Annotated in this window: 20 protein-coding genes; 13 read left to right on the forward strand and 7 right to left on the reverse strand. The window is 73.0% G+C overall.

Features of this window, described 5'->3' with window-relative positions; translation table 11 throughout:
- Window positions 1-8 precede the first annotated feature (8 nt).
- From IO20_RS0102010 to lgt, 10 genes are all read left to right on the forward strand, one after another.
- Window positions 9-1,499, forward strand: a complete 1,491-nt coding sequence (locus tag IO20_RS0102010) for an anthranilate synthase component I (protein ID WP_030547278.1) — start codon at window positions 9-11, stop codon at window positions 1,497-1,499.
- Window positions 1,500-1,513: 14 nt separating this feature from the next.
- Complete coding sequence (locus IO20_RS0102015) at window positions 1,514-2,164, forward strand: TIGR02234 family membrane protein (RefSeq protein ID WP_030547276.1); 651 nt, start codon at window positions 1,514-1,516, stop codon at window positions 2,162-2,164.
- 136 nt (window positions 2,165-2,300) lie between these two features.
- Window positions 2,301-2,555, forward strand: a complete 255-nt coding sequence (locus IO20_RS0102020) for an HGxxPAAW family protein (protein ID WP_030547274.1) — start codon at window positions 2,301-2,303, stop codon at window positions 2,553-2,555.
- A 218-nt stretch (window positions 2,556-2,773) separates the two neighbouring features.
- On the forward strand, window positions 2,774-3,226 hold the full coding sequence (locus IO20_RS0102025; protein WP_106978536.1) for a DUF2752 domain-containing protein: 453 nt from the start codon (window positions 2,774-2,776) through the stop codon (window positions 3,224-3,226).
- Window positions 3,227-3,381: 155 nt separating this feature from the next.
- Entirely contained in the window at window positions 3,382-4,191 is an 810-nt protein-coding gene (gene trpC, locus IO20_RS0102030; protein ID WP_030547270.1) for an indole-3-glycerol phosphate synthase TrpC, read from the forward strand.
- A gap of 7 nt (window positions 4,192-4,198) precedes the next feature.
- Window positions 4,199-4,489, forward strand: coding sequence for a tryptophan biosynthesis modulator TrpM (gene trpM, locus IO20_RS0102035; RefSeq protein ID WP_031126668.1), 291 nt, complete (start codon window positions 4,199-4,201; stop codon window positions 4,487-4,489).
- A gap of 352 nt (window positions 4,490-4,841) precedes the next feature.
- Window positions 4,842-6,128: a tryptophan synthase subunit beta gene (gene trpB, locus IO20_RS0102040; RefSeq protein ID WP_030547266.1), complete on the forward strand. Its 1,287-nt coding sequence runs from the start codon at window positions 4,842-4,844 to the stop codon at window positions 6,126-6,128.
- Window positions 6,125-6,943: a tryptophan synthase subunit alpha gene (trpA, locus tag IO20_RS0102045; protein ID WP_030547264.1), complete on the forward strand. Its 819-nt coding sequence runs from the start codon at window positions 6,125-6,127 to the stop codon at window positions 6,941-6,943. The genes trpB and trpA overlap by 4 nt, the downstream gene beginning before the upstream one ends.
- 63 nt (window positions 6,944-7,006) lie before the next feature.
- A complete protein-coding gene (locus tag IO20_RS0102050) occupies window positions 7,007-7,843 on the forward strand; it encodes a DsbA family protein (RefSeq protein ID WP_030547262.1) in 837 nt (278 codons plus the stop codon).
- A 64-nt stretch (window positions 7,844-7,907) separates the two neighbouring features.
- Complete coding sequence (lgt, locus tag IO20_RS0102055) at window positions 7,908-8,906, forward strand: prolipoprotein diacylglyceryl transferase (RefSeq protein ID WP_078945869.1); 999 nt, start codon at window positions 7,908-7,910, stop codon at window positions 8,904-8,906.
- 62 nt (window positions 8,907-8,968) lie between these two features.
- Here lgt and IO20_RS0102060 read toward each other — a convergent pair whose 3' ends face one another.
- From IO20_RS0102060 to IO20_RS0102090, 7 genes are all read right to left on the reverse strand, one after another.
- Complete coding sequence (locus tag IO20_RS0102060; RefSeq protein ID WP_051874311.1) at window positions 8,969-9,802, reverse strand: HpcH/HpaI aldolase/citrate lyase family protein; 834 nt, start codon at window positions 9,800-9,802, stop codon at window positions 8,969-8,971.
- Window positions 9,799-11,046 carry a CaiB/BaiF CoA transferase family protein gene (locus IO20_RS0102065; protein WP_051874310.1) on the reverse strand — a complete coding sequence of 416 codons (1,248 nt, stop codon included), beginning with the start codon at window positions 11,044-11,046 and terminating at the stop codon, window positions 9,799-9,801. The genes IO20_RS0102060 and IO20_RS0102065 overlap by 4 nt, the downstream gene beginning before the upstream one ends.
- A complete protein-coding gene (gene rbsK / locus IO20_RS0102070; protein WP_030547254.1) occupies window positions 11,043-11,963 on the reverse strand; it encodes a ribokinase in 921 nt (306 codons plus the stop codon). The genes IO20_RS0102065 and rbsK overlap by 4 nt, the downstream gene beginning before the upstream one ends.
- On the reverse strand, window positions 11,960-13,519 hold the full coding sequence (locus IO20_RS0102075) for an ADP-ribosylglycohydrolase family protein (RefSeq protein WP_030547251.1): 1,560 nt from the start codon (window positions 13,517-13,519) through the stop codon (window positions 11,960-11,962). The genes rbsK and IO20_RS0102075 overlap by 4 nt, the downstream gene beginning before the upstream one ends.
- The gene (locus IO20_RS0102080; protein ID WP_030547249.1) at window positions 13,516-14,682 is read right to left on the reverse strand and encodes an ADP-ribosylglycohydrolase family protein; all 1,167 of its coding nucleotides are present in this window, start codon (window positions 14,680-14,682) and stop codon (window positions 13,516-13,518) included. Before IO20_RS0102080 ends, IO20_RS0102075 begins: the two co-directional genes overlap by 4 nt.
- The gene (locus tag IO20_RS0102085) at window positions 14,648-15,982 is read right to left on the reverse strand and encodes an ADP-ribosylglycohydrolase family protein (RefSeq protein WP_037634468.1); all 1,335 of its coding nucleotides are present in this window, start codon (window positions 15,980-15,982) and stop codon (window positions 14,648-14,650) included. The genes IO20_RS0102080 and IO20_RS0102085 overlap by 35 nt, the downstream gene beginning before the upstream one ends.
- Before the next feature lie 101 nt (window positions 15,983-16,083).
- Window positions 16,084-17,079 carry an ADP-ribosylglycohydrolase family protein gene (locus tag IO20_RS0102090; protein WP_030547245.1) on the reverse strand — a complete coding sequence of 332 codons (996 nt, stop codon included), beginning with the start codon at window positions 17,077-17,079 and terminating at the stop codon, window positions 16,084-16,086.
- 252 nt (window positions 17,080-17,331) lie between these two features.
- Here IO20_RS0102090 and IO20_RS0102095 point away from each other — a divergent pair, with 252 nt between their 5' ends.
- The 3 genes from IO20_RS0102095 (at window position 17,332) to IO20_RS0102105 (ending at window position 24,606) form a co-directional block, all read left to right on the forward strand.
- Window positions 17,332-18,060 carry a VIT1/CCC1 transporter family protein gene (locus IO20_RS0102095; protein WP_030547243.1) on the forward strand — a complete coding sequence of 243 codons (729 nt, stop codon included), beginning with the start codon at window positions 17,332-17,334 and terminating at the stop codon, window positions 18,058-18,060.
- 527 nt (window positions 18,061-18,587) lie between these two features.
- Window positions 18,588-23,153: a glutamate synthase large subunit gene (gene gltB / locus IO20_RS0102100; RefSeq protein ID WP_030547241.1), complete on the forward strand. Its 4,566-nt coding sequence runs from the start codon at window positions 18,588-18,590 to the stop codon at window positions 23,151-23,153.
- A complete protein-coding gene (locus tag IO20_RS0102105; RefSeq protein WP_030547239.1) occupies window positions 23,146-24,606 on the forward strand; it encodes a glutamate synthase subunit beta in 1,461 nt (486 codons plus the stop codon). Before gltB ends, IO20_RS0102105 begins: the two co-directional genes overlap by 8 nt.
- Window positions 24,607-24,860 lie beyond the last annotated feature (254 nt).

Consider the following 24,860-nt stretch of genomic DNA (forward strand, 5'->3'; position numbering starts at 1 on the left):
CCGGTGCCATGGATCTCGACACCTTCCGCAAGCTGGCGGCCGACCGCCGCGTCATCCCCGTCAGCCGCAGGCTCCTCGCGGACGGCGACACCCCGGTCGGGCTCTACCGCAAGCTCGCCGCCGAGCGGCCCGGCACCTTTCTCCTCGAATCCGCGGAGAACGGCCGCAGCTGGTCCCGCTACTCCTTCATCGGCGTCCGCAGCGACGCCACCCTGACGGTGAAGGACGGCCAGGCGCACTGGCTCGGCACCCCGCCCGTCGGCGTCCCCACGGACGGCGACCCGCTCCAGGCCCTGCGCGCCACCGTCGAGACCCTCCACACCCCCCGCGACCTGGCGTCCGGGATGCCCCCCTTCACCGGCGGCATGGTCGGCTACCTCGGCTACGACATCGTGCGCCGACTGGAGAAGATCGGGGACTCCACCCGCGACGACCTGCGGCTCCCCGAGCTGACCATGCTCCTCACCAGCGACCTCGCGGTCCTCGACCACTGGGACGGCTCGGTCCTGCTGATCGCCAACGCGATCAACCACAACGACCTGGAGACCGGCGTCGAGGAGGCGTACGCGCACGCCGTCGCCCGCCTCGACGCGATGGAGGCCGACCTGGCCAGGCCCGTCGCCACCGCCCCCACCGCCCTCCCCGCCTCCGCGCTGCCGGACTTCTCCGCCCTCTGGGGCGGCCCGGCCTACCAGGACGCCGTCGAGGACATCAAGGAACGCATCCGCGCGGGCGAGGCCTTCCAGGTCGTGCCCTCACAGCGGTTCGAGACCCCCTGCGCCGCCTCAGCGCTCGACGTCTACCGGGTCCTGCGGGCCACCAACCCCTCCCCGTACATGTACCTCTTCCGCTTCGAGAACGGCTTCGACGTCGTCGGATCCAGCCCCGAGGCCCTCGTCAAGGTCGAGGACGGGCACGCGCTGCTCCACCCCATCGCCGGCACCCGGCACCGCGGCGCCACCCCGCAGGAGGACCACGACCTCGCCGAGGAACTGCTCGCCGACCCCAAGGAGCGCGCCGAGCACCTCATGCTCGTCGACCTCGGCCGCAACGACCTCGGGCGGGTCTGCACCCCCGGCTCCGTCGAGGTCGTCGACTTCATGTCCGTCGAGCGCTACTCGCACGTCATGCACATCGTCTCCACCGTGACCGGCGAGGTCGCCGAGGGCAGGACCGCCTTCGACGTGCTCACCGCCTGCTTCCCGGCCGGCACGCTCTCCGGCGCGCCCAAGCCCCGCGCCATGCAGATCATCGAGGAGCTCGAACCCTCCCGCCGGGGCCTCTACGGCGGATGTGTCGGTTATCTCGATTTCGCCGGCGACGCGGACACGGCCATCGCCATCCGCACCGCCCTGCTCCGCGACGGAACGGCGTACGTGCAGGCCGGAGCGGGTGTCGTCGCCGACTCCGACCCCGTGGCCGAGGACAACGAGTGCCGGAACAAGGCCGCCGCCGTCCTCCGCGCCGTCCACACCGCCAACCGGATGAACGGCAGCTGAGCACGTAGGGGATAGTGGGGTACGTGAGTGCCGTACCCGTACCCCAGCCCCGGGCCGCCCGTGCGGCCGTCCCCACCGGCGGCCGCCGCAGCCTGGCCGCGGCCCTCCTCCTCGGCGCCCTCGGCGCCACCATAGTCCTGCTCTCCGCGGGCCAGATCTGGGCGGAGGGCACCGCGTCCGTCGGCGGCGGCACCGTCCCCGTCGAGGCCGACGGCGGCACGGTCACCGGTGTGCCGACCGCCCTCGCGATCGTCGGTCTCGCCGCGCTCTTCGCCGTCTTCGCCGTCCGCCGCACCGGCCGCACCCTCGTCGCCGCGCTCCTCGCGCTCAGCGGCGCGGGCGCCGCGCTCGCCGCCGTCCTCGGCGCGTCCGACAGCTCCGCCCTCAACGCGGAGGCCGCCCGCATCAGCGGCGACACCGCCGCCGCCGTGGCCGGCCTGACGCACACCGCCTGGCCGTACGTGACCGCCGCAGGCGCCGTCCTCATCCTGCTCGCCGGCCTCTTCGCCCTGCGCTTCGGCAAGAGCTGGCCGGCGATGGGCGGCCGCTACGAGCGCTCCGGAACCCCCCGCGCCGCGCGCAAGGCGCCCACGACCGACCCGGACCGGCCCGAGGACCTCTGGAAGGCCCTGGACCGCGGCGAGGACCCCACCCGCGGCGCCTGACGGAGGAGCCGGCCGCGACGCGTGATCGTCCCGGTACCCCCGATTCATCCTCGCGCGCCCGCGTGCGGGACAATGAGCGCAGAGTGTCCGCGCACGCGAGACCTCACCATCGAGCAACTGCAACGAGGAGCAACTCATGGCGGGCAGCGCCCACGGACACACCCCGGCCGCCTGGACCGGTGTCATCATCTCCTTCATCGGCTTCTGCATCGCCGGAGTCTTCATGGTGGCCGCCAACCAGCCCGGCTTCTGGGCCGGCATGGGTGTCATTGTCCTCGGCGGCATCGTCGGCGGCGCGATGAAGGCGGCCGGCCTCGGCATGCCGAAGGAGTCGGCGGCCGTCGCCGCCGCCCGCGAGGCCGCGACCGCGACCGCGCGAGCCCGTTCCTGAAGCGCGACGACACACCCGAGAGCGCAGTCCGGCCGTGCCGGGCTGCGCTCCCGCGCGTCGGGGGCGAGAATCACCGGGTGGACCCGCAGCCGACGGCCGCAGCCGTGACCGACACCTCCTCCACCCGACCGGGTGAACCTGGCCCGACGGGTGAACCTGCCCCGCCGGGCGAACTCGGCCCGCCGGGCGAGTCCGGCCCGCCCCATCCCTCCGGTGCGGTGCCCCCGCACGCGGGGGTGTGGCCCGGCGGGCCCGTACCGCCGCCGCCACCCCGCTCGCCGGCGCGACGGCTCTCCGCGCCCCTCGCCACGCTCGCCGGGGTCTCCGCCGCCTTCGCGTACGTCGGGACCGTCGACCCCAACGAACCCGGGCACTACCCGGTCTGCCCGCTGCTCCGCTTCACCGGCGTCTACTGCCCCGGCTGCGGCGGACTGCGCAGCGCCCACGCCTTCGCCCACGGCGACCTCCCGGCCGCCCTCGGCGCCAACGCCCTCGCCGTCGTCGGCTACGGACTCTTCGGCGTCCTCATGACCCTCTGGCTGATTCGAGCCGTCCGCGGGGAGCCCATGCGCCTCGCGATCTCCTCGGTCTGGTGGTGGGGGATCGGGGCCGTACTCGCCCTCTTCACCCTGGTCCGGAACCTTCCCTTCGGCTCCGCGCTGGCCCCCTGAGGGTCCCGCGCGGCACCGGGAGGACCCTGGAGAGAGTCCCAGCAGGTGGGACGCCGCTCCGCTCGATGCGATGACGGAGCCGTCCTGCGGATAGGATCGATGTGGCTGAACCTGGTTCATCATCACCATCAACGTCCCGGAAGGGGGCCCCTCGCGTGAGTGTGCTCGACGAGATCATCGAAGGCGTACGCGCCGACCTCGCAGAGCGGCAGGCGCGGGTCACCCTCGACGAGCTCAAGGAGCGCGCCGCCAAGGCCCCGCAGGCCAAGGACGGCGTCGCCGCGCTGCGCGGAGACGGCGTCAAGGTCATCTGCGAGGTCAAGCGCTCCAGCCCGTCCAAGGGCGCGCTCGCCGCGATCGCCGACCCGGCCGGTCTCGCCGCGGACTACGAGGCGGGCGGCGCCGCCGTCATCTCCGTCCTCACCGAGCAGCGCCGCTTCGGCGGCTCGCTCGCGGACCTGGAGGCCGTCAGGGCCCGGGTCGACATCCCGGTCCTGCGCAAGGACTTCATCGTCACCGCGTACCAGCTCTGGGAGGCACGGGCGTACGGAGCGGATCTCGCGCTCCTCATCGTCGCCGCCCTTGAGCAGGAGGCGCTGGTCTCCCTCATCGAGCGCGCCGAGTCCATCGGGCTCACCCCGCTCGTCGAGGTGCACGACGAGGACGAGGTCGAGCGGGCCGTCGACGCGGGCGCCCGGATCATCGGCGTCAACGCGCGCAACCTCAAGACCCTCAAGGTCGACCGCACCACCTTCGAGCGCGTCGCCCCGGAGATCCCCGCGCACATCGTCAAGGTCGCCGAGTCCGGCGTCCGAGGCCCGCACGACCTCATCGCCTACGCCAACGCGGGCGCCGACGCGGTCCTGGTCGGCGAGTCCCTCGTCACCGGCCGCGACCCGAAGGCCGCCGTCGCCGACCTCGTCGCCGCCGGCGCCCACCCCGCCCTCCGGCACGGCCGGAGCTGACCGCGCCATGACCCGCCGCCGCGCCACGCCGACCTTCCGGGGCACCGCCCCGGGCCCGGTCGGCGTGCCGTCGGCGAACCCCGTGGGGCGGCGCCGACTGCTGCGTACCGCGGCGTCCGTCCCCGCCCACGCCCCGCTGGCCCGTGGCTGCCGGCCGCGTGGCTGCCGCGCACCCGCCCGCCGTGTCCACGGCCGCCGGGTGCGGTACGTCATCGGCTCGGAGCCCGGCCAGGTCAACGGCATGCGATGGCGTCCGCGCCTCGCGCGCGTACTCACACACGACCTCGACGCCGTCTGACACGCCGAGCACCGACCGGCAGCTGCGACCCCACCGCCGTGTGGGCAGTCGTCCCGCGCTGGGCGGGACGGGTGGGCACACGGGACGGCGCCCTCGGCGGCGCCTCCGCCTCCTGTACCGGCCCGCACCACGAGGGCGCCGCACCACGGGTGCGGGTCCAGGCGCGGAAACCTGGGCCCGGCAAGGGGCGCCGTTCCGTTGTGCCCACCCGTTCCGCCCCAGCGGAACGACTGCCCACAACGGGGGTGGCGGACGGTCGGCGACGGCGTTGCCGTACGTGTGTGGTTCGCGCGCATAACGTGACCATCAACCCCACGTCACACGGGGCATCCGCCCCGCGAGGAGCAACCGCATGTCCAGCGAGTTCTTCATTCCGGACCCGGAGGGTCAGGTCCCCACCGCCGAGGGCTACTTCGGCGCCTACGGCGGCAAGTTCATCCCGGAGGCCCTCGTCGCCGCCGTGGACGAGGTCGCCGTCGAGTACGACAAGGCCAAGGCCGACCCCGAGTTCGCCCGCGAGCTCAACGACCTGATGGTCAACTACACCGGCCGCCCGAGCGCCCTCACCGAGGTCCCCCGGTTCGCCGAGCACGCCGGCGGCGCCCGGATCTTCCTCAAGCGGGAGGACCTCAACCACACCGGCTCGCACAAGATCAACAACGTGCTCGGCCAGGCCCTGCTGACCAAGCGCATGGGCAAGACCCGGGTCATCGCCGAGACCGGCGCCGGCCAGCACGGCGTCGCCACCGCCACCGCCTGCGCCCTCTTCGGCCTCGACTGCACCATCTACATGGGCGAGGTCGACACCCAGCGCCAGGCCCTCAACGTGGCCCGGATGCGGATGCTCGGCGCCGAGGTCATCGCCGTGAAGTCCGGCAGCCGCACCCTCAAGGACGCCATCAACGAGGCGTTCCGCGACTGGGTCGCCAACGTCGACAGGACCCACTACCTGTTCGGCACCGTCGCGGGACCGCACCCCTTCCCCGCGATGGTCCGCGACTTCCACCGGGTCATCGGCGTCGAGGCCCGCCGCCAGCTCCTGGAGCGCGCCGGGCGCCTGCCCGACGCGGCGATCGCCTGCGTCGGCGGCGGCTCCAACGCCATCGGCCTCTTCCACGCCTTCATCCCGGACGCGGACGTCCGCCTGATCGGCTGCGAGCCGGCCGGCCACGGCGTCGAGACCGGTGAACACGCGGCCACCCTCACCGCCGGCGAACCGGGCATCCTGCACGGTTCGCGGTCGTACGTCCTCCAGGACGAGGAGGGCCAGATCACCGAGCCGTACTCGATCTCGGCGGGCCTGGACTACCCGGGCATCGGCCCCGAGCACGCGTACCTCAAGGACAGCGGGCGCGGCGAGTACCGCGCCGTCACCGACGACGCCGCCATGCAGGCGCTGCGACTGCTCTCCCGCACCGAGGGCATCATCCCGGCCATCGAGTCGGCGCACGCGCTCGCGGGGGCCCTGGAGGTCGGCAAGGAGCTCGGCAAGGACGCGCTGCTCCTCGTCAACCTCTCGGGCCGCGGTGACAAGGACATGGACACGGCCGCCCGCTACTTCGGCCTGTACGACACCGACGCCGAGGTCGCCGCGGACGCCGGCGCCGGCACCGCAGAGATCGAGGGGGACGCCAAGTGACCGGCAACATCCAGCTGCTCAGCGACACCCTCGCCAAGGCGAAGGCGGACAACAGGGCGGCGCTCATCGCCTACCTGCCGGCCGGCTTCCCGACCGTGGACGGCGGCATCGCGGCCATCAAGGCCGTCTTCGACGGCGGCGCGGACGTGGTCGAGGTCGGCCTCCCGCACAGCGACCCGGTGCTCGACGGTCCGGTCATCCAGACCGCCGACGACATCGCCCTGCGCGGCGGCGTCAAGATCGCCGACGTGATGCGCACGGTCAAGGAGGCCCACGCGGCCACCGGCAAGCCCGTCCTCGTCATGACGTACTGGAACCCCATCGACCGGTACGGCGTCGAACGCTTCACCGAGGAGCTCGCCGCCGCCGGCGGCGCGGGCTGCATCCTGCCCGACCTGCCGGTCCAGGAGTCCGCGCTCTGGCGCGAGCACGCCGACAAGCACGGTCTCGCCACCGTCTTCGTCGTCGCGCCCAGCAGCAAGGACGAGCGCCTCGCCACCATCACGGCGGCCGGCTCCGGCTTCGTCTACGCCGCCTCCCTGATGGGGGTCACCGGCACCCGCGCGTCGGTCGGCGAACAGGCCGCCGACCTCGTCCGCCGCACCCGGGCCACGGCGGATCTCCCCGTCTGCGTCGGGCTCGGCGTCTCCGACGCCAAGCAGGCGCGCGAGGTCGCGGCCTTCGCCGACGGCGTGATCGTCGGCTCCGCCTTCGTGAAGCGGATCCTCGACGCCGACGGCGACGAGGCCGCGGGACTCGCCGCCGTAAGGGAACTGGCGGCCGAACTCGCCGAGGGTGTCCGCCGCGTTTCGTAACCCATTCGGATGGATCTGGGACCGGGGAGGCACGCACGTGCCTCCCCGGTTCGTTCCTGGGGTGTGAGCGAGAAGAACCGTGGTGACGGGTCAGGGAGCGCGCGGGAGCGCCTCCAACAGCAGCGTGAGCGCGAGAAGGCCCGCGAGAAGCAGCGACGTGTCCTGATCGTGTCGGCGGCGGTGGTCGGCGTACTCGGCCTGGCCGCGGTCGTCGGCGTGATCGCCGCGGGCGGCGACAAGGACGGCGGGTCGGACAAGGCGGGCCCGGTCGTCGCCCCCACCGGGGCGACCGAGGAGGACGGCAAGCCCGCCATCCCGACGGGCAGGACGGACGCACCGTCGACGCTCGCGATCTGGGAGGACTTCCGCTGCCCCGCGTGCGCCCAGTTCGAGAACGTCATGCGGGACACGATCCACGAGCTGGAGGCGTCCGGCGCCCTCAGAACCGAGTACCACCTCGCCACCCTCATCGACGGGAACATGGGCGGCAGCGGCTCCCTGCGCGCGGCGAACGCGTCGGCGTGCGCCCAGGACGCGGGGAAGTTCACCGCGTACCACGACACGCTCTACATCAACCAGCCGCAGGAGACGGACGACGCCTTCGGGAAGAACGAGAAGCTGATCGAGCTGGCGGCGAAGGTGCCGGGGCTCGACACGCCCGCGTTCCGCAGCTGTGTGAACGACGGCACGCACGACAGCTGGGTGGTCAAGTCGAACGAGGCCTTCCAGAACGGCGGCTTCCGCGGCACGCCCTCCGTCCTCCTCAACGGAGAATCGATCTTCCCGACCAAGGGGGGCGAGCAGATCTCCCCGGAGAACCTGAAGAAGTGGGTCGCCGAGGCCAACAAGGGCAAGAAGCCCGGCACGGCCGCCCCTTCGGCGGGGCAGTCCGCAGGTTAGTTACCCATACGTTGCCGGGTGGGCTGCCGTCCCGCCCGCCCGGCAGGGTAGCGTCGGTCCTGCCATGGACCTTGCCTATATTCCCAGCCCGTCGACCGGCGTGATCAACCTCGGACCGATCCCGCTGCGCGGCTATGCCTTCTGCATCATCATCGGTGTCTTCGTCGCCGTCTGGTACGGCAACAAGCGCTGGATCGCCCGGGGCGGCACCGCCGGCACCGTGGCCGACATCGCCGTCTGGGCGGTGCCCTTCGGCCTCGTCGGCGGACGCCTCTACCACGTGATCACCGACTACCAGCTGTACTTCAGCGAGGGTGAGAACTGGGTCGACGCCTTCAAGATCTGGGAGGGCGGCCTCGGTATCTGGGGCGCCATCGCGCTCGGCGCGGTCGGTGCCTGGATCGGCTGTCGCCGACGGGGCATCCCGCTCCCGGCCTACGCCGACGCCATCGCCCCCGGAATCGCCTTCGCCCAGGCCATCGGCCGCTGGGGCAACTGGTTCAACCAGGAGCTGTACGGCAAGCCGACCGACCTGCCCTGGGCCCTGGAGATCTCCGAGAGCGCGAACCGCGAGGCCGGGACGTACCACCCGACCTTCCTGTACGAGTCGCTCTGGTGCATCGGCGTCGCCCTCCTGGTCATCTGGGCCGACCGCCGCTTCAAGCTTGGCCACGGGCGCGCCTTCGCGCTCTACGTCGCCGCCTACTGCGCCGGCCGGGCCTGGATCGAGTACATGCGCGTCGACGAGGCGCACCACGTGCTCGGCCTGCGGCTGAACGTGTGGACGGCGATCATCGTCTTCGTCCTCGCGGTGGTCTACATCGTGATCTCGTCGCGGATCCGCCCGGGCCGCGAGGAGATCGTGGAGCCCAAGGCCGACAAGAGCGAGAAGATCGCGAAGGCCGACGAGGCCGACGAGGCGCACGCGGATGAGGATGCGGCCGCGACCGCGGACGACGCGGACGCCGAGCCCGAGGACGCCGCGGCCGACGAGGACGCGGACTCCGACAAGGACGCGGAGCGCGGTGCCGACAACGGCGCAGGGTCCGCCGCCAAGAGCTGATCCCTTCCAGCCGGCCGGAGGGCCGTCGGGACCGAGAGGTCCCGGCGGCCCTTTTTCATGCCTCAGCCCGTCCTCGCCGCCAGGGCGAGGACGCGGTGGGCGCCCTCCACCACCGCGGCGTCGACGAAGCGGCCGTCCGGGAGGGCCTGGGCGCCCCGCTCCGTCGCGGCCGCCGCGACGACCTCCCGCGCCGCGTCGATCTCCTCCGGGGTGGGGAGGTAGGCGCGCTCGATCACCGGGAGCTGGCGGGGGTGGATGGCCGCCCGGCCGAAGAAGCCCAGGGCCCGGCCCCGGGCGCAGCCGGCCGCCAGTCCCTCCAGGTCGCCGACGTCCGGGTGGACCGACTGGGCGGGGGCCGGGAGGCCGGCCGCGCGGGCCGCGACCACCACCCGGCCGCGCGACCAGTCGAGGCCGCTGTCCTCCCGTACCCCCAGGTCGGCGCGGAGGTCCGTCTCGCCGAGCGCGATGCCGCGCACGGCGGGGTGGGCCGTGGCGACCGCGTACGCCTGCTCCACGGCGAGGGCGCTCTCCAGGAGCGGGTAGAGGGGGAGCCCCGGGGCGGCTTCGGCGATCCGGTGGATGTCAGTGGCGTGTGTCACCTTGGGTACACGGAGACCGCAGAGGCCGGGGAGGGGGGCCAGGGTGGGGATGTCGTGCGGGGAGTGGACGCGGACGTGCACCGGGACGGGGTGGATGTCCGTGAGGAGATCCGCCGTGGCGTCGAGGGCGTACGTCTTGCGGTGCGGGGCGACCGCGTCCTCCAGGTCGACGATCACGATGTCGGCGCCCGAGGCGAGGGCCTTGCGGACGACCTCGGGCCGGTCGCCCGGGGCGTACAGCCAGGTGAGGGGGGTGCGGACCAGGCTGAGACCGTCGACCCCCGCGAGGGTGCTCATACCGCCCCCTGGTCGCGGAGGCGGTCGATCTCGGCGGGGGTGAGGCCGAGTTCGGAGAGGACGGCGGTGGTGTCGGCGCCGTGGGGGCGGCCGGGCCAGCGGATGCCTCCGGGTGTCTCGGAGAGGCGGAAGAGGACGTTCTGCATCTTGATCGGGCCGAGTTCGGGGTCCTCGACCTCGGTGACGGTGCCGAGCGCCCGGTACTGCGGGTCGTCGACGACGTCCCGGATGTCGTAGACGGGGGCGATGGCCGCCTCCGCCTTCTCGAAGGCCGCCATCGCCTCGTCCCGGGTGCGACGGGCGATCCACGAGCCGACCGCCTCGTCCAGGACGTCGGCGTTCGCGGCCCGTCCGGCGCCGTCGGCGAACCACGGCTCGTCGATCAGCTCCGGACGGCCGACGAGCCGCAGTACCCGCTCGGCGATCGACTGGGCGGAGGTGGAGACGGCGACCCAGGAGCCGTCGGCGGTCCGGTAGGTGTTGCGCGGGGCGTTGTTGCGGGAGCGGTTGCCCGTCCGGGGCTGTACATAACCGAGTTGGTCGTACCAGAGGGGGTGGGGGCCGATGACGGCGAGCATCGGTTCGATGATCGCCATGTCGACGACCTGGCCGCGGCCGGTCGTCGTCCTGGCGGTGAGCGCGGTCATCACCGCGTACGCCGTGGCCAGGGCGGCGATGGAGTCGGCCAGGCCGAAGGGGGGCAGGGTGGGCGGGCCGTCGGGTTCGCCGGTGATGGCCGCGAAGCCGCTCATCGCCTCGGCGAGGGTGCCGAAGCCCGGCCGGTGGGCGTACGGGCCGAACTGGCCGAAGCCGGTGACGCGGGCGAGGACCAGACGCGGGTTGACGGTGGAGAGCTCCTCCCAGCCCAGGCCCCAGCGTTCCAGGGTGCCGGGGCGGAAGTTCTCCACGATCACGTCGGCGTCGGCGGCGAGAGCCAGGAGGGTGTCACGGCCTCCCGGCGAGGACAGGTCGAGGGTGATCGTCCGCTTGTTGCGGCCGAGGACCTTCCACCAGAGACCGATGCCGTCCTTGGCGGGGCCGTGGCCACGGGACGGATCGGGCTTGCGGGGATGCTCGACCTTGACGACGTCGGCGCCGAAGTCGCCGAGCATCATGGCCGCGAGAGGGCCGGCGAAGAGGGTCGCGAGATCCAGGACGTGCAGCCCGCGCAGAGGCGGAGCGGGTGCCTCGGGCGCGGTGGCCGGTGGGTGGACCGTGGCGTGCACGGTGGCGTGGACGGTCATACGGGGTCGGCCTCCAGGGTGTCGGGGGAGTGGAAGGCGGCCTCGATCTCGACGCGGTACGGCATCGAGGTCGACGCGCCCTCGCGCCGGACGGAGAGCGCGGCGGCGGCCTGTGCCCAGGCCAGGGCCTCCGGGGCGGGGCGGCCCTCGCCGAGGGCGACCGCGAGCGCGCCCACGAAGGTGTCTCCGGCACCGGTGGTGTCCACGGCCCGGACCCGGGGCGCGGGCACCAGGACCGGATCGGCGCCCCGCGCCGCGTACAGGCTGCCGGCCGCACCCAGGGTGACGACCACCTCGGGGACGTCCCGGAGCAGGGCCATGGCGGCCTCGCGCGGGTCGGTCAGTCCGGTGAGCGCGGCGGCCTCGTGCTCGTTGGGCACCAACAGGTCGACGGCGGCGAGGAGTTCGGGGGGCAGTGGCTGGGCGGGAGCCGGGGTGAGGACGGTGCGGACGCCCAGCCGGCGGGCGGTCGCGGCGCCCTCCACGACGACGGAGAGGGGGAGTTCGAGCTGCAGGAGGAGGACGTCCGCGGTGCCGATGAGTGCCTCGTCGCCGTGGGAGAGGGAGGTGACGGTGCCGTTGGCACCGGGGACGACGACGATCGCGTTGCCGCCCTCGTCGTCGACGACGATGTGGGCGGTGCCGGAGGCGCCCTCGGCGGTGCGCAGGAGATCGGTGTCCACCGAGCAGTGCTCCAGGCTGTCGCGCAGCCGTGCTCCGAAGTCGTCCGCGCCGACGGCTCCGATCATCGCCACCTCGGCGCCCGCGCGTGCCGCGGCGACGGCCTGGTTGGCGCCCTTGCCGCCCGGGACCGTGAGGAAGGAGCGGCCGGTGACGGTCTCCCCGAGGGCCGGGGCCCTCGGTACGTAGGTGACGAGGTCCATGTTCGTGCTGCCGAGTACGACGATGCTGGTCATGGGCGTACTGCCTCCCGGTGGGTCAGTTCGGCCAGGGTGTCGAAGCCGACGCCGTCGAAGGACGGGACGGAGGTCGAGAGACGGTTCTTGAGCGGAGCGGTCCACCGCTCGGGCAGCCGGTCGGGGTGCCCGGCGAGCAGCCCGGCGACCGAACCCGCGGTGGCGCCGTTGGAGTCGGTGTCCCAGCCGCCGGACACGGCCGCGCAGACGGAGCGGGAGAAGTCGCCGTCGGCGTGGGTGAGGGCGGCGGCGAGCAGCGCGGCGTTGGGGACGGCATGCACCCAGTGGTACCCGCCGAGTTCCGCGTGCAGCCGGTCGACGACGGTGTCGAAGTCGGTCGTCTCGCGGGCCAGCCCGATTCCTCGGCGGACGGCCTCCGCGAGGCGGGAGCGCGGCGGGATCACCCCGAGGCCGGCGGCGAGCGACTGGTGGACGTCGGCGGTGCCGGTCGCCGCGGTGGCGAGGACGGCGGCGACGAACATGGCGCCGTAGACGCCGTTCGCGGTGTGGGTGAGCACCGCGTCCCGGTACGCCTGCGCCGCGGCGGCGGCCGGGTCGCCGGGGTGGGTCCAGCCGTGGACGTCGGCCCGGATCTGGGCGCCGATCCACTCGCGGAAGGGGTTGCGGTGGACGGCGGTCAGCGGGGGTTCGACGCCGTCGAGGAGGTTGCGGTAGGCGACGCGCTCGGCCGTGAAGGTGCGGCCGGCGGGAAGCTCGTCGAGCCAGAGGCGGGCGACGTCGGCGGTGGTGAAGTCGCGGCCGTACCGCTGGAGCAGCAGCAGGTTGAGCAGGGGGTAGTTGAGGTCGTCGTCCTCGGGCATGCCGTCGATGTTCTCGGCGAGGGAGGTGGTGGCGGAGCGACGGTTCCAGGGGTGGGCGGCCAGTAGGCCCTGGGGTACGCCGCGGGCGGTGAACCAGGTGGAGAGCGGCCAGTTGCCGGTGGCGCGGGCGAGGGCGCGGATGGCCGAGAGGGGGAGCTTCTCGACGGGCTTGCCGAGCAGACAGCCGGCGGCGCGGCCGAGCCAGGCGGCGTGCAGACGGTCGCGGAGTCCGTCGGGGGCTTCGCGACCGAGCCCCTGGCGTGTGTGGAGCCTCGGCGCTTCGTGTGGGGCGGCACCGGCCGGCTCGGGTGCGGGCAGGTCCTGGGGGGCGCGGGGCGGGAGGCCGGGGCCCGGCGGTGGGGGTTGTGCCCACCCTCCCCCAAGCTCTCGGCTTCGCTCGGGCAGGGGGTGCCCCCATCGCGCTGCGGGACGTTTGCCCACAGCGGTGCCGGTGGGGCGACTGTTCGTCAGGGTCTGGATGTCGTGGAGGGGGGTCGGTTCGCGGTTCGCCAGGGGGGTCGGGAGGGACGCCAGCGCGGTCAGGAGTTCTTCCGCCAGGGGGCGGAGGTCCGGGCGGGGGGTCGCGGACGCGCCTGCCGTCTCCGGGGCCGGGGGGCCGCCCGCCGCCGCCCAGCGGGCCGCGAGGGCGGTCGCGGCGCGGCCGTCCTCCCTCGCCTGGCGCAGTTCGTGGCCCACCAGGTCCTCCGGCTGGACCCAGGTCAGACGGAGGTTCACCGGTCCGCGCTCGTCAGGGCCGCGAACGCCGACGCGTGGGCCCTGCGCCGTTCCGTGTCCTCGGCGAACACCTCGCGGGTCACTTCGGCGAGCGCCCTCGCCGGGGCGTGCAGGTCGAGGCGGCTCGCCTCCGCCACCTGCTTCGCCCAGTCGGCGGGCACGGCCGCTTCCCCGTACAGCGCCCCCACGATCGCGCCCGCCATCGTGGCGATCGAGTCGCAGTCACGGCCGTAGTTGACCGCGCCCAGGACCGTACGGCGGTAGTCGCCCTCGCCGACAAGGAGCATGCCGAGGGCGATCGGGAGTTCCTCGATCGCGTGCAGCCGGGAGGGCCGGCGGGCACCGAGGGAGGGGGAGCGGTAGTCGGGTCCTACCGAGTCGAAGGGGGCCACCGCCCTGCGGAGCGGGGTCAGCGCCGATTCGAAGTCCCTGTGGCCGGACGCCACTTCGGCGACCGCCTCGATCGCCGACCGCGTGCCGTCCTTCGCGAGGGCGAGGGCCGTCCCCACCACCGTCGACGGCGTGGCGCCCGGCGCGCACGCCGCGGCCACCGCCGCCGCGAACACCCCCGCCGCCTCGCGGCCGTACGAGGACTGGTGCGCCCCCGCCACGTCGAGGGCCTCGGCGTACGCGGCCTCCGGGTGGGCGGCGTTGACGAGCCCGACCGGCGCCATGTACATCGCGGCGCCGCAGTTGACGATGTTGCCGCTGCCCGCCTCGCGCGGGTCCACATGGCCGTAGTGGAGCCGGGCCACGATCCACTTCTCGGCGAGGAAGATCCGCTGGAGGGGGAGCGCCTCGGCCTCCAGCTCGGGGATCCAGACCGGGGAGCCCATGAGTTCGGGGACGAGATGGTCCGCGACCGCGTACGCGTCGAGATGGCCGCGGACTCGTCCGTACACCCGGACCAGGGCGTGGGTCATCAAGGTGTCGTCGGTGACGCGCCCGTCGCCCTTGTGGTACGGGGCGACGGGGCGGGCGGTGCGCCACTCGTCGCCGTTCCAGGGGCCGACGATCCCGGTCACCCGGCCGCCGTGGCGCTCCACGATCTGCTCGGGCGTGTAGCCCTCGACGGGGCCGCCGAGCGCGTCGCCGACGGCGGCCCCGAGGAGGCTGCCGGTGATCCGGTCATCCAGGCTGGGCACATCCAGTGTGGGTGTCATGTCGGAATTGTCCACCCGGGGTGGCCGGTTCCGTGGCTGCGAGGAGCCCGGCGAGTTCGACCAGATCCGTCCCCGCGAGCCGGGGCAGCGCACAGCCCGCGAGCGTCCGGCACGCGTCACGCCACGTCACCGGCACCGAACGGCCCCCGCCGAGCGCCCCGGTGAGCGCGCCCGCGAGCGCGGGGGCGGAGTCGGCGACCCGGGACAGGCAGACCGCGGCCGGTACGGCGGCCGTCATCGCGCCACGGGCGGCGGTGGCGAGGGCGAGGGCGACCGGGACGGTCTCGGCGGCGGCGATGCCGTAGCTGTAGACGTGGTCCACGATCTGGTGCTCCAGGAGCGGGACCAGCTCGAAGGCCGAACCGGCGGTCTGGGCCAACTTCACCGCGTACCGGGCGTTGCGGCCGATCTCCGTGACGGGCGGGAGTTCGTCGAGCGCCGCCTCGACGCTCTCGTCGACCGTAGCCCCGCCGAAGGCCGCGGCGACGGCCGCGGCCATCGCACGGGCGCCGTGCACACCGTCGCCGTCCTGGGTGTACCGGGCGTCGAACTCGGCGAGTTCGGCGGCGGCGCGCGGGTCGCCGGGGTGGACGAGGGCCAGGACCACGGCCCGCACGCACGCGGCGTCGTCGAAGAAGTGCGGGTTGTCGTGGCCGGTCGCGGGCGGGCGCAGACCGGTGGCGAGATTGCCGAGCCCCGCGCGGACGGAGATCCGGGCGCGGAGCGGGAGCACGGCGGACTCGACCTCGGGGGCGCGCTCGGCCGCGGCGGCGACCTGTCCGGCGAGGGCGTTCCAGGCGAGGTCGACGGCGGCGCGGAGGCGGCGCTCCTGGGGCAGGCCGGCGAAGACCTGGCCCGAGGCGGTGAGGACCGCCTCTGCGGTGAAGACCGCCCACTCGGCGTCGTCGGAGGGGCCGAGGCGGAGGGGTTCGGGCGGCTGGTTGAGGGCGATGGGGACGGGGAGGGTGGTCGTCGCGTTCTGTTCGGCGAAGGTGTCCAGTTCGCGGGTGAGCCGGCGGGTCCACTCGGGCATTCGGGCGGCGCGGTGGCGGGCGGCGGGCCATCCGGCGGCGTCGCCTGCGGCGAGCCCGAGGAGGAGGCCTTCGACCGCGTCGCGGGCGGGTCTGCGGGAGGGCTCGGGGGGTGGGGCCTCGTGGATCGCGCCCCACGAGCCGGTGCCGCGCACCGGTGTGAGCTCCCGGGCGGGTCCCTGCGGGGCGAGGTCCGGTGAGCCGGAACCCGGCACCGGGGGCGCCGTCGGGTCCTGATGGGCACCCGGCAGAGGGCCGGGATCCGGCATGGGGGCCTGTGCCCACCCGTCCCGCCCCGCGGGACGCTTGCCCACAGGGGTGGCGCTGGTGACGGCGGCCGTGGTGGTCGGTGTGTTCGGTTCCGGGGTCATCAGGATTCGCCCTCCGGGGTCAGCAGGTCCGCGACGTCCAGGACGTGGTAGCCGCGCATCGATGGCAGGCAGCTGCCCGTCACCGGGGTGATGGCCGTCGCCCAGGACTCGGGGATCGCGCGCATGCCGCCCGCCGCGCCGGCCAGCGCGCCCGCCACCGCCGCCGTCGTGTCGGCGTCGCGGCCCATGTTGACGGCGGTCAGGACGGCCGTACGGAAGTCCCCGCGGGCCGCGGCGAAGGCGCCGAAGGCCAGGCCCACGGCCTCCGGTGCCAGGTCCGTCCAGGGGTAGCCGCCGATGACGACCGCCGAGCGGACCTGGCGTTCGCGGGTGAGCGGGTCCGGCTGGACCCGTTGGGCGGCGACCACCGCGCGCCGCAGCGAGCGGGCCGTCCAGGAGTCCATCGGGACGACCGAGAGGGCCGCCGCGATCACGGAGGTGACCGTCTCGCCCGCCATCGCCGCCGCGACGCCCGCCGCGACCGCCTGGCCGCCGTAGATGCCCTCGCCGTCGTGGCTGACGCTGCCGTCGATCGCGACGAGCCGGGCCGCCTCGGCCGGGCGGCCGGCGGCGAAGACGCCGAAGGGGGCGGCGCGCATCGCGAGACCGTCCGACCACGCGTGGCGGTGCTGGGCGGAGATGGGGGCGGCGAGCCCCCGACGCAGGTTCTCCAGGGTGCCGCGCTCCGAGAAGCCCGCACCGCGGAACGGTCCTTCGTCGAGGTCGGCGATCCAGTGGTGCCAGGCCCGCTCGACGTGCCGGACGGTGAGGGCCGAGCCGTGCCGGGCGAGGAGCAGCGCGGAGAAGATCGCGTACTCGGTGTCGTCGGTGCCCGCGGGGCTCTCGGTCACGAAGCCCTCGATCCGGCCCCAGCGGCGGCGGATCTCGGAGGGCCGCATGTTCTCGGCGGGCGCGCCGAGCGCGTCGCCGACGGCGAGGCCGAGGAGCGCCCCTCTCGCCCGTTCGCGCGTGTCGCATGCCGTGGTGGTCACCATCTCGCGGCCCCTTCCTCGGGAGAGGCGCACCCATGGCGCCCCGATGCCTGGATCTGTGCCACGGGGGGCCGCGAACTCGCCGAAGAAACGTCTCTGTCACCCGCCTGACACCTCGCCAGAAGTGGTGACCGCACCAAGGCGAGCCTTAGTAAGTACGGCCTGCCTTGCTGGCGCGCCCCTTACATCGCGCGTATTTTCGAGGATGTTGGGGGCAGCGGGTGCGACCCGGCCCGCCGGAACGAGGGGAGAGCCATGTCCATCATCGAAGCTCAGGCACCACTGCACGAGGCCCACCGCGACAACCACACGCACCGGGACGTCAACGGCGGCTGGCTGCGTCCCGCCGTGTTCGGCGCGATGGACGGCCTCGTCTCCAACCTCGCCCTGATGACCGGCGTCGCCGGAGGCTCGGTCTCCCCGCAGACCGTCGTCATCACCGGGCTCGCCGGCCTCGCGGCCGGAGCCTTCTCCATGGCCGCCGGCGAGTACACCTCCGTCGCCTCCCAGCGCGAGCTCGTCCAGGCGGAACTGGACGTCGAACGTCGGCAGTTGCGCAAGCACCCGACCGACGAGATGGAGGAGCTGGCCGCGCTCTACGTCTCCCGCGGTGTCGAGCCCGCGCTCGCCCGCGAGGTCGCGATGCAGCTGTCGAAGGACCCCGAGCAGGCCCTGGAGATCCACGCGCGCGAGGAGCTGGGCATCGACCCCGACGACCTGCCGTCGCCGATGGTCGCCGCCGTCTCGTCCTTCGGCTCCTTCGCGCTCGGCGCGCTGCTGCCCGTACTGCCGTACCTGCTCGGGGCGACCTCGCTCTGGCCGGCCGTGCTGCTCGCGCTCCTGGGCCTCTTCGCCTGCGGAGCCCTCGTGGCCCGGGTGACCGCCCGCGGCTGGCTCTTCAGCGGGCTGCGCCAGCTCGTCCTGGGCGGTGCGGCCGCGGCCGTCACCTACGGCCTCGGCATGCTCCTCGGGGCCGCGCTGTAGCCCGGCAGGCGCCAGGAACGGATTCCGTACGCGCAGAGACGCCCGAGAGGCCCCTCCAAGGGGCCTTTCCGGCATTTCAGGGCACCCTTGTGGGAGGAAAGGGGCGGAATGGCTGTGACGTATATCCCTGGTCCGAACCACGGCAGCGATGAGACACTATGCAGGACGCCACATATGTAGCCGGTTACCCGGCGGTTTCGAACCCGTGACCAACGGGAATGAGGCATGAGCGTCGCTGGGCAACGAAGCCCACACAGTGACGGGTCGCCGTAGGCCCGAGATCATCCGGGCCACCCCGATCCGTCCCCCGCGGGACGGCATCCGTGCCCGCACCCCATAGGTGAACCCGCGCCACCGCTCCGTGTCGGTGGTGTCCGCATGTTGGAATGAGCTATCCGCTTCGCGAGAAGCCAGCCATCATGTAACCTGCACGAAATTTCGCGGAGGGCCAGCGTCGTCCCTCGGCAGCAGCTCCCCCAGACGTGGTCTGGGAGGTGCCCCCAGCCACGACGACGACGGGAGAGCCGATGCGTTCCGACGCCTGGTCGCCCATGGACGGTCGCCCTGCTCCGCAGGGAATGTACGACCCCCGTAACGAGCACGACGCCTGTGGTGTCGGGTTCGTGGCCACCCTCACCGGTGTAGCAAGCCACGCGCTGGTCGAGCAGGCGCTGACCGTACTGCGCAACCTCGAACACCGCGGCGCCACCGGCTCCGAGCCCGACTCCGGCGACGGCGCCGGCATCCTGCTCCAGGTCCCGGACGCCTTCCTGCGCGAGGTCGCCGGATTCGAGCTCCCCGAGGCCGGCGCGTACGCCGTCGGCATCGCGTTCCTCCCTGCCGACGGCTCCGCACAGGCCGTCTCGCAGATCGAGACGATCGCGTCCGAAGAAGGCCTGAACGTCCTCGGCTGGCGCGAGGTCCCCGTCGCCCCCGAGCTGCTCGGCGCCTCCGCCCGCTCCACCATGCCGGTCTTCAGCCAGCTCTTCGTCGCGGACGCCGAAGGCGCCGCCACCGGCATCGCGCTGGACCGCAAGGCCTTCGTGCTGCGCAAGCGCGCCGAACGCGAGGCGGCGACCTACTTCCCGTCGCTCTCCGCCCGCACCATCGTCTACAAGGGCATGCTGACCACCGGCCAGCTGGAGCCCTTCTTCCCGGACCTGTCGGACCGCCGCTGCGCCACCGCCGTGGCCCTGGTCCACTCCCGGTTCTCCACCAACACCTTCCCGAGCTGGCCGCTGGCCCACCCGTACCGCTTCGTCGCCCACAACGGTGAGATCAACACCGTCAAGGGCAACCGGAACTGGATGACCGCCCGCGAGGCCCAGCTCGCCTCCGACGTCTTCGGCGAGGGCTCGCTGGACCGCATCTTCCCGGTCTGCACCCCCGACGCCTCCGACTCGGCCTCCTTCGACGAGGTCCTGGAGCTGCTCCACCTCGGCGGCCGCTCGCTGCCGCACGCCGTCCTGATGATGGTCCCGGAGGCGTGGGAGAACCACGAGACCATGGACCCGGACCGCCGCGCCTTCTACCAGTACCACTCCACGATGATGGAGCCCTGGGACGGCCCGGCCTGCGTCACCTTCACCGACGGCGTCCAGGTCGGCGCGGTCCTCGACCGCAACGGTCTGCGCCCCGGCCGCTACTGGGTCACCGACGAGGGCCTCGTCGTCCTCTCCTCCGAGGTCGGCGTCCTCGACATCGACCCCGCCAAGGTCGTCCGCAAGGGCCGCCTCCAGCCCGGCAAGATGTTCCTCGTCGACACCGCCGAGCACCGCATCGTCGAGGACGACGAGATCAAGGCCGCCCTCGCCGCCGAGCACCCGTACGCGGAGTGGCTGGAGACCGGCGAGATCGAGCTCTCCGACCTCCCCGAGCGCGAGCACATCGTGCACACCCACGCCTCGGTCACCCGCCGCCAGCAGACCTTCGGCTACACCGAGGAAGAACTCCGCGTCATCCTCGCCCCGATGGCCCGCACCGCCGGCGAGCCGCTCGGCTCCATGGGCACGGACTCGCCCATCGCGGCCCTCTCCGCCCGCCCCCGGCTGCTCTTCGACTACTTCACCCAGCTCTTCGCGCAGGTCACCAACCCGCCGCTCGACGCCATCCGCGAAGAGCTCGTGACCTCCCTGCGCTCCTCCCTCGGCCCCCAGGGCAACCTCCTGGAGCCGACCCCGGTGTCGTGTCGCAGCGTCACGCTGCCCTTCCCGGTGATCGACAACGACGAGCTGGCCAAGCTCATACACATCAACGCCGACGGCGACATGCCCGGCATGAAGGCCGTCACCCTCTCCGGTCTCTACCGGGTCTCAGGCGGCGGCGACGCCCTCGCCGCCCGCATCGAGGACATCTGCGCCGAGGCCGACACCGCCATCGAGGGCGGCGCCCGCCTGATCGTGCTCTCCGACCGGCACTCCGACGCCGAGCACGCCCCGATCCCCTCGCTGCTGCTCACCGCGGCCGTCCACCACCACCTCATCCGCACCAAGCAGCGCACCAAGGTGGGCCTGCTCGTCGAGGCCGGTGACGTCCGCGAGGTCCACCACGTCGCCCTGCTCATCGGCTACGGCGCCGCGGCGGTCAACCCGTACCTCGCGATGGAGTCCGTCGAGGACCTGGTCCGCGCCGGCACCTTCATCGAGGGCCTGGAGCCCGAGCAGGCCATCCGGAACCTGATCTACGCCCTCGGCAAGGGCGTCCTCAAGGTCATGTCCAAGATGGGCATCTCCACCGTCGCCTCCTACCGTGGCGCCCAGGTCTTCGAGGCCGTCGGCCTCGACGAGACCTTCGTCGCCACGTACTTCAACGGCACGGCCACCAAGATCGGCGGCGCCGGCCTCGACGTCGTCGCCAAGGAGGTCGCCGCCCGCCACGCCAAGGCGTACCCCGTCTCCGGCGTCCCCTCGGCGCACCGCGCCCTGGACATCGGCGGCGAGTACCAGTGGCGCCGCGAGGGCGAGCCGCACCTGTTCGACCCGGAGACCGTCTTCCGCCTCCAGCACGCCACGCGCAACAAGCGGTACGACATCTTCAAGCAGTACACGGAGCGGGTGAACGAGCAGTCCGAGCGCCTCATGACGCTCCGCGGCCTCTTCGGCTTCTCCACCGACCGGGAGCCGATCCCGCTCGACGAGGTCGAGCCGGTCTCCGAGATCGTCAAGCGCTTCTCCACCGGCGCCATGTCGTACGGCTCCATCTCCAAGGAGGCGCACGAGACCCTCGCCGTCGCCATGAACCAGCTGGGCGCCAAGTCCAACACCGGTGAGGGCGGCGAGGACCCGGACCGCCTCTACGACCCGACGCGCCGCTCCGCCATCAAGCAGGTCGCCTCCGGCCGCTTCGGCGTCACCAGCGAGTACCTGGTCAACGCCGACGACATCCAGATCAAGATGGCCCAGGGCGCCAAGCCCGGCGAGGGCGGCCAGCTGCCCGGCCACAAGGTCTACCCGTGGGTCGCCAAGACGCGTCACTCGACGCCCGGCGTCGGCCTCATCTCGCCGCCGCCGCACCACGACATCTACTCCATCGAAGACCTCGCCCAGCTGATCCACGACCTCAAGAACGCCAACCCGGTCGCCCGCATCCACGTGAAGCTGGTCTCCGAGGTCGGCGTCGGCACGGTCGCCGCCGGTGTCTCCAAGGCCCACGCGGACGTCGTCCTCATCTCCGGCCACGACGGCGGAACGGGCGCCTCCCCGCTGACCTCCCTGAAGCACGCGGGCGGCCCCTGGGAGCTCGGCCTCGCCGAGACCCAGCAGACCCTGCTGCTCAACGGCCTGCGCGACCGGATCGTCGTCCAGACCGACGGCCAGCTCAAGACCGGCCGCGACGTCGTCATCGCCGCACTGCTCGGCGCCGAGGAGTTCGGTTTCGCGACCGCGCCGCTCGTCGTCTCCGGCTGCGTCATGATGCGCGTCTGCCACCTGGACACCTGCCCGGTCGGCATCGCCACCCAGAACCCGGTCCTGCGCGACCGCTTCTCCGGCAAGGCCGAGTTCGTCGTCAACTTCTTCGAGTTCATCGCCGAGGAGGTCCGCGAGCTCCTCGCCGAGCTGGGCTTCCGCACCCTCGAAGAGGCCGTCGGCCACGCCGAGCTGCTCGACACCAGCCGCGCCGTCACCCACTGGAAGGCGCAGGGTCTCGACCTGGAGCCGCTCTTCTACGTGCCGGAGCTGCCCGAGGGCGCGGTCCGCCACGCCGTGATCGAGCAGGACCACGGCCTGGAGAAGGCCCTCGACAACGAGCTGATCCAGCTCGCCGCCGAGGCCCTGGGCGCCGCCTCCGCCGAGGAGGCCCAGCCGGTCCGCGCCCAGGTCGCCATCCGCAACATCAACCGCACGGTCGGCACCATGCTCGGCCACCAGGTGACGAAGAAGTTCGGCGGCGCCGGCCTCCCGGCCGACACCATCGACATCACCTTCACCGGCTCCGCCGGCCAGTCGTTCGGCGCCTTCCTGCCGAGCGGTGTCACCCTCCGCCTGGAGGGCGACGCCAACGACTACGTCGGCAAGGGACTCTCCGGCGGCCGGGTGATCGTCCGCCCCGACCGGGGCGCCGACCACCTCGCCGAGTACTCGACGATCGCGGGCAACACCATCGGCTACGGCGCCACCGGCGGCGAGCTGTTCCTCCGCGGCCGCACCGGCGAGCGCTTCTGCGTCCGCAACTCCGGCGCCCTGGTCGTCTCGGAGGGCGTGGGCGACCACGGCTGCGAGTACATGACCGGCGGTACGGCGGTCGTCCTCGGCGAGACCGGCCGCAACTTCGCGGCCGGCATGTCGGGCGGTGTCGCCTACGTCGTCGACCTCGACCGGGACAACGTCAACTCCGGCAACCTGGGCGCGATCGAGGCCCTGTCGGACTCCGACAAGGTGTGGCTGCACGACGTCGTGCGCCGTCACCAGGAGGAGACCGGCTCCACGGTCGCCGAGAAGCTCCTCGCCGACTGGGACGCGAACGCGGACCGGTTCAGCAAGATCATCCCCACCACGTACAAGGCAGTGCTCGCCGCCAAGGACGCCGCTGAGCTCGCCGGTCTCTCCGAGGCCGAGACCACCGAGAAGATGATGGAGGCGGCGACCCATGGCTGACCCCAAGGGCTTCCTGACCACCGGTCGCGAGGTCGCCGAGACCCGCCCCGTGGCCGAGCGCGTCCGCGACTGGAACGAGGTCTACGTTCCCGGCTCCCTGCTGCCGATCATCAGCAAGCAGGCCGGCCGCTGCATGGACTGCGGCATCCCGTTCTGCCACAACGGCTGTCCCCTCGGGAACCTGATCCCCGAGTGGAACGACTACGCCTACCGCGAGGACTGGTCGGCGGCGCAGGAACGCCTGCACGCCACCAACAACTTCCCGGAGTTCACCGGCCGCCTGTGCCCGGCTCCCTGCGAGTCCGCGTGCGTGCTCGGCATCAACCAGCCGGCCGTCACCATCAAGAACGTCGAAGTCTCCATCATCGACAAGGCCTGGGACGGGGGCGACGTCAAGCCGCAGGTGCCCGAGCGCCTCTCCGGCAAGACCGCCGCCGTCATCGGCTCCGGCCCGGCGGGTCTCGCCGCCGCACAGCAGCTGACCCGGGCCGGCCACACCGTGGTCGTGTACGAGCGCGCCGACCGCATCGGCGGCCTGCTGCGCTACGGCATCCCCGAGTTCAAGATGGAGAAGCGGCACATCAACCGCCGCATCGAGCAGATGCGCGCGGAGGGCACCAAGTTCCGCACCGGCATCGAGATCGGCCGCGACCTCACGTCGACGGACCTGCGCAAGCGGTTCGACGCCGTGGTCATCGCCGCCGGCGCCACCACCGCCCGCGACCTGCCCGTCCCCGGCCGCGAGCTGAACGGCATCCACCAGGCGATGGAGTACCTGCCGCTCGCCAACAAGGTCGTCGAGGGCGACTTCGTGACCCCGCCGATCACCGCCGAGGGCAAGCACGTCGTCGTCATCGGCGGCGGCGACACCGGCGCCGACTGCGTCGGCACGGCCCACCGCCAGGGCGCGGCCTCGGTCACGCAGCTGGAGATCATGCCCCGACCGGGCGAGGACCGTAACGCCGGCCAGCCCTGGCCGACCTTCCCCATGCTGTACAAGGTCACCTCCGCGCACGAGGAGGGCGGCGAGCGGGTCTACTCCGTCTCCACCACCCACTTCGAGGGCGACGAGGACGGCAACGTCCAGTTCCTCCACCTCGTCGAGGTCGAGTTCGTCGCGGGCAAGCTGACCCAGAAGCCGGGCACGGAGCGCAAGATCCCCGCCCAGCTGGTCACGCTCGCGATGGGCTTCACCGGCACGGACGTGGAGAACGGCCTGGTCGCCCAGTTTGGTCTGGACCTCGACGAGCGGGGTAACATCGCCCGTGACGCGGACTTCGCCACCAACGTCGACGGCGTGTACGTCGCCGGTGACGCGGGCCGCGGCCAGTCCCTCATCGTGTGGGCCATCGCCGAGGGCCGCTCCGCCGCCCGTGGCGTGGACCGCTACCTGACCGGAGCCAGCTCCCTGCCGGCCCCGATCCGCCCGACGGACCGTTCGCTGACGGTCTGATCCCGCCGGATCACCCCAGAGACGTCCCGTACAACGACGTACGGAACTGAGCGCGGCGCCCCCCGAATGTCCCCGACCGGACGACTGGGTGGGCGCCGATGCGCGTCCCGGGGGAGCTGCGGAGACCGTCGACAGTTCCGGAGACCGTCGCCGTCGCCAGAGGCCGTCCACAGCTCCGGACACCGTCGACGGCCCGCCCGTAGACTGCCGTTCGTGGCGGAGGGGAAGACGGCGAGGGGGCCGGGGCCGCCACA

The organism is Streptomyces exfoliatus (genome assembly GCF_000725545.1).
GTDB lineage: Bacteria > Actinomycetota > Actinomycetes > Streptomycetales > Streptomycetaceae > Streptomyces > Streptomyces exfoliatus.

What these genes read in the sequence shown, in the direction of transcription:
- rbsK (WP_030547254.1), bottom strand. Translation starts at nt 11,963, where the DNA reads ATGACCAGCATCGTCGTACTCGGCAGCACGAACATGGACCTCGTCACC.
- gltB (WP_030547241.1), top strand. Translation starts at nt 18,588, where the DNA reads ATGCGTTCCGACGCCTGGTCGCCCATGGACGGTCGCCCTGCTCCGCAG.
- trpB (WP_030547266.1), top strand. Translation starts at nt 4,842, where the DNA reads ATGTCCAGCGAGTTCTTCATTCCGGACCCGGAGGGTCAGGTCCCCACC.
- IO20_RS0102010 (WP_030547278.1), top strand. Translation starts at nt 9, where the DNA reads ATGGATCTCGACACCTTCCGCAAGCTGGCGGCCGACCGCCGCGTCATC.
- IO20_RS0102105 (WP_030547239.1), top strand. Translation starts at nt 23,146, where the DNA reads ATGGCTGACCCCAAGGGCTTCCTGACCACCGGTCGCGAGGTCGCCGAG.
- IO20_RS0102085 (WP_037634468.1), bottom strand. Translation starts at nt 15,982, where the DNA reads ATGCCGGATCCCGGCCCTCTGCCGGGTGCCCATCAGGACCCGACGGCG.
- trpM (WP_031126668.1), top strand. Translation starts at nt 4,199, where the DNA reads ATGACCCGCCGCCGCGCCACGCCGACCTTCCGGGGCACCGCCCCGGGC.
- IO20_RS0102080 (WP_030547249.1), bottom strand. Translation starts at nt 14,682, where the DNA reads ATGACACCCACACTGGATGTGCCCAGCCTGGATGACCGGATCACCGGC.
- lgt (WP_078945869.1), top strand. Translation starts at nt 7,908, where the DNA reads ATGGACCTTGCCTATATTCCCAGCCCGTCGACCGGCGTGATCAACCTC.
- IO20_RS0102095 (WP_030547243.1), top strand. Translation starts at nt 17,332, where the DNA reads ATGTCCATCATCGAAGCTCAGGCACCACTGCACGAGGCCCACCGCGAC.
- IO20_RS0102065 (WP_051874310.1), bottom strand. Translation starts at nt 11,046, where the DNA reads ATGACCGTCCACGCCACCGTGCACGCCACGGTCCACCCACCGGCCACC.
- IO20_RS0102060 (WP_051874311.1), bottom strand. Translation starts at nt 9,802, where the DNA reads ATGAGCACCCTCGCGGGGGTCGACGGTCTCAGCCTGGTCCGCACCCCC.
- IO20_RS0102020 (WP_030547274.1), top strand. Translation starts at nt 2,301, where the DNA reads ATGGCGGGCAGCGCCCACGGACACACCCCGGCCGCCTGGACCGGTGTC.
- IO20_RS0102090 (WP_030547245.1), bottom strand. Translation starts at nt 17,079, where the DNA reads ATGGTGACCACCACGGCATGCGACACGCGCGAACGGGCGAGAGGGGCG.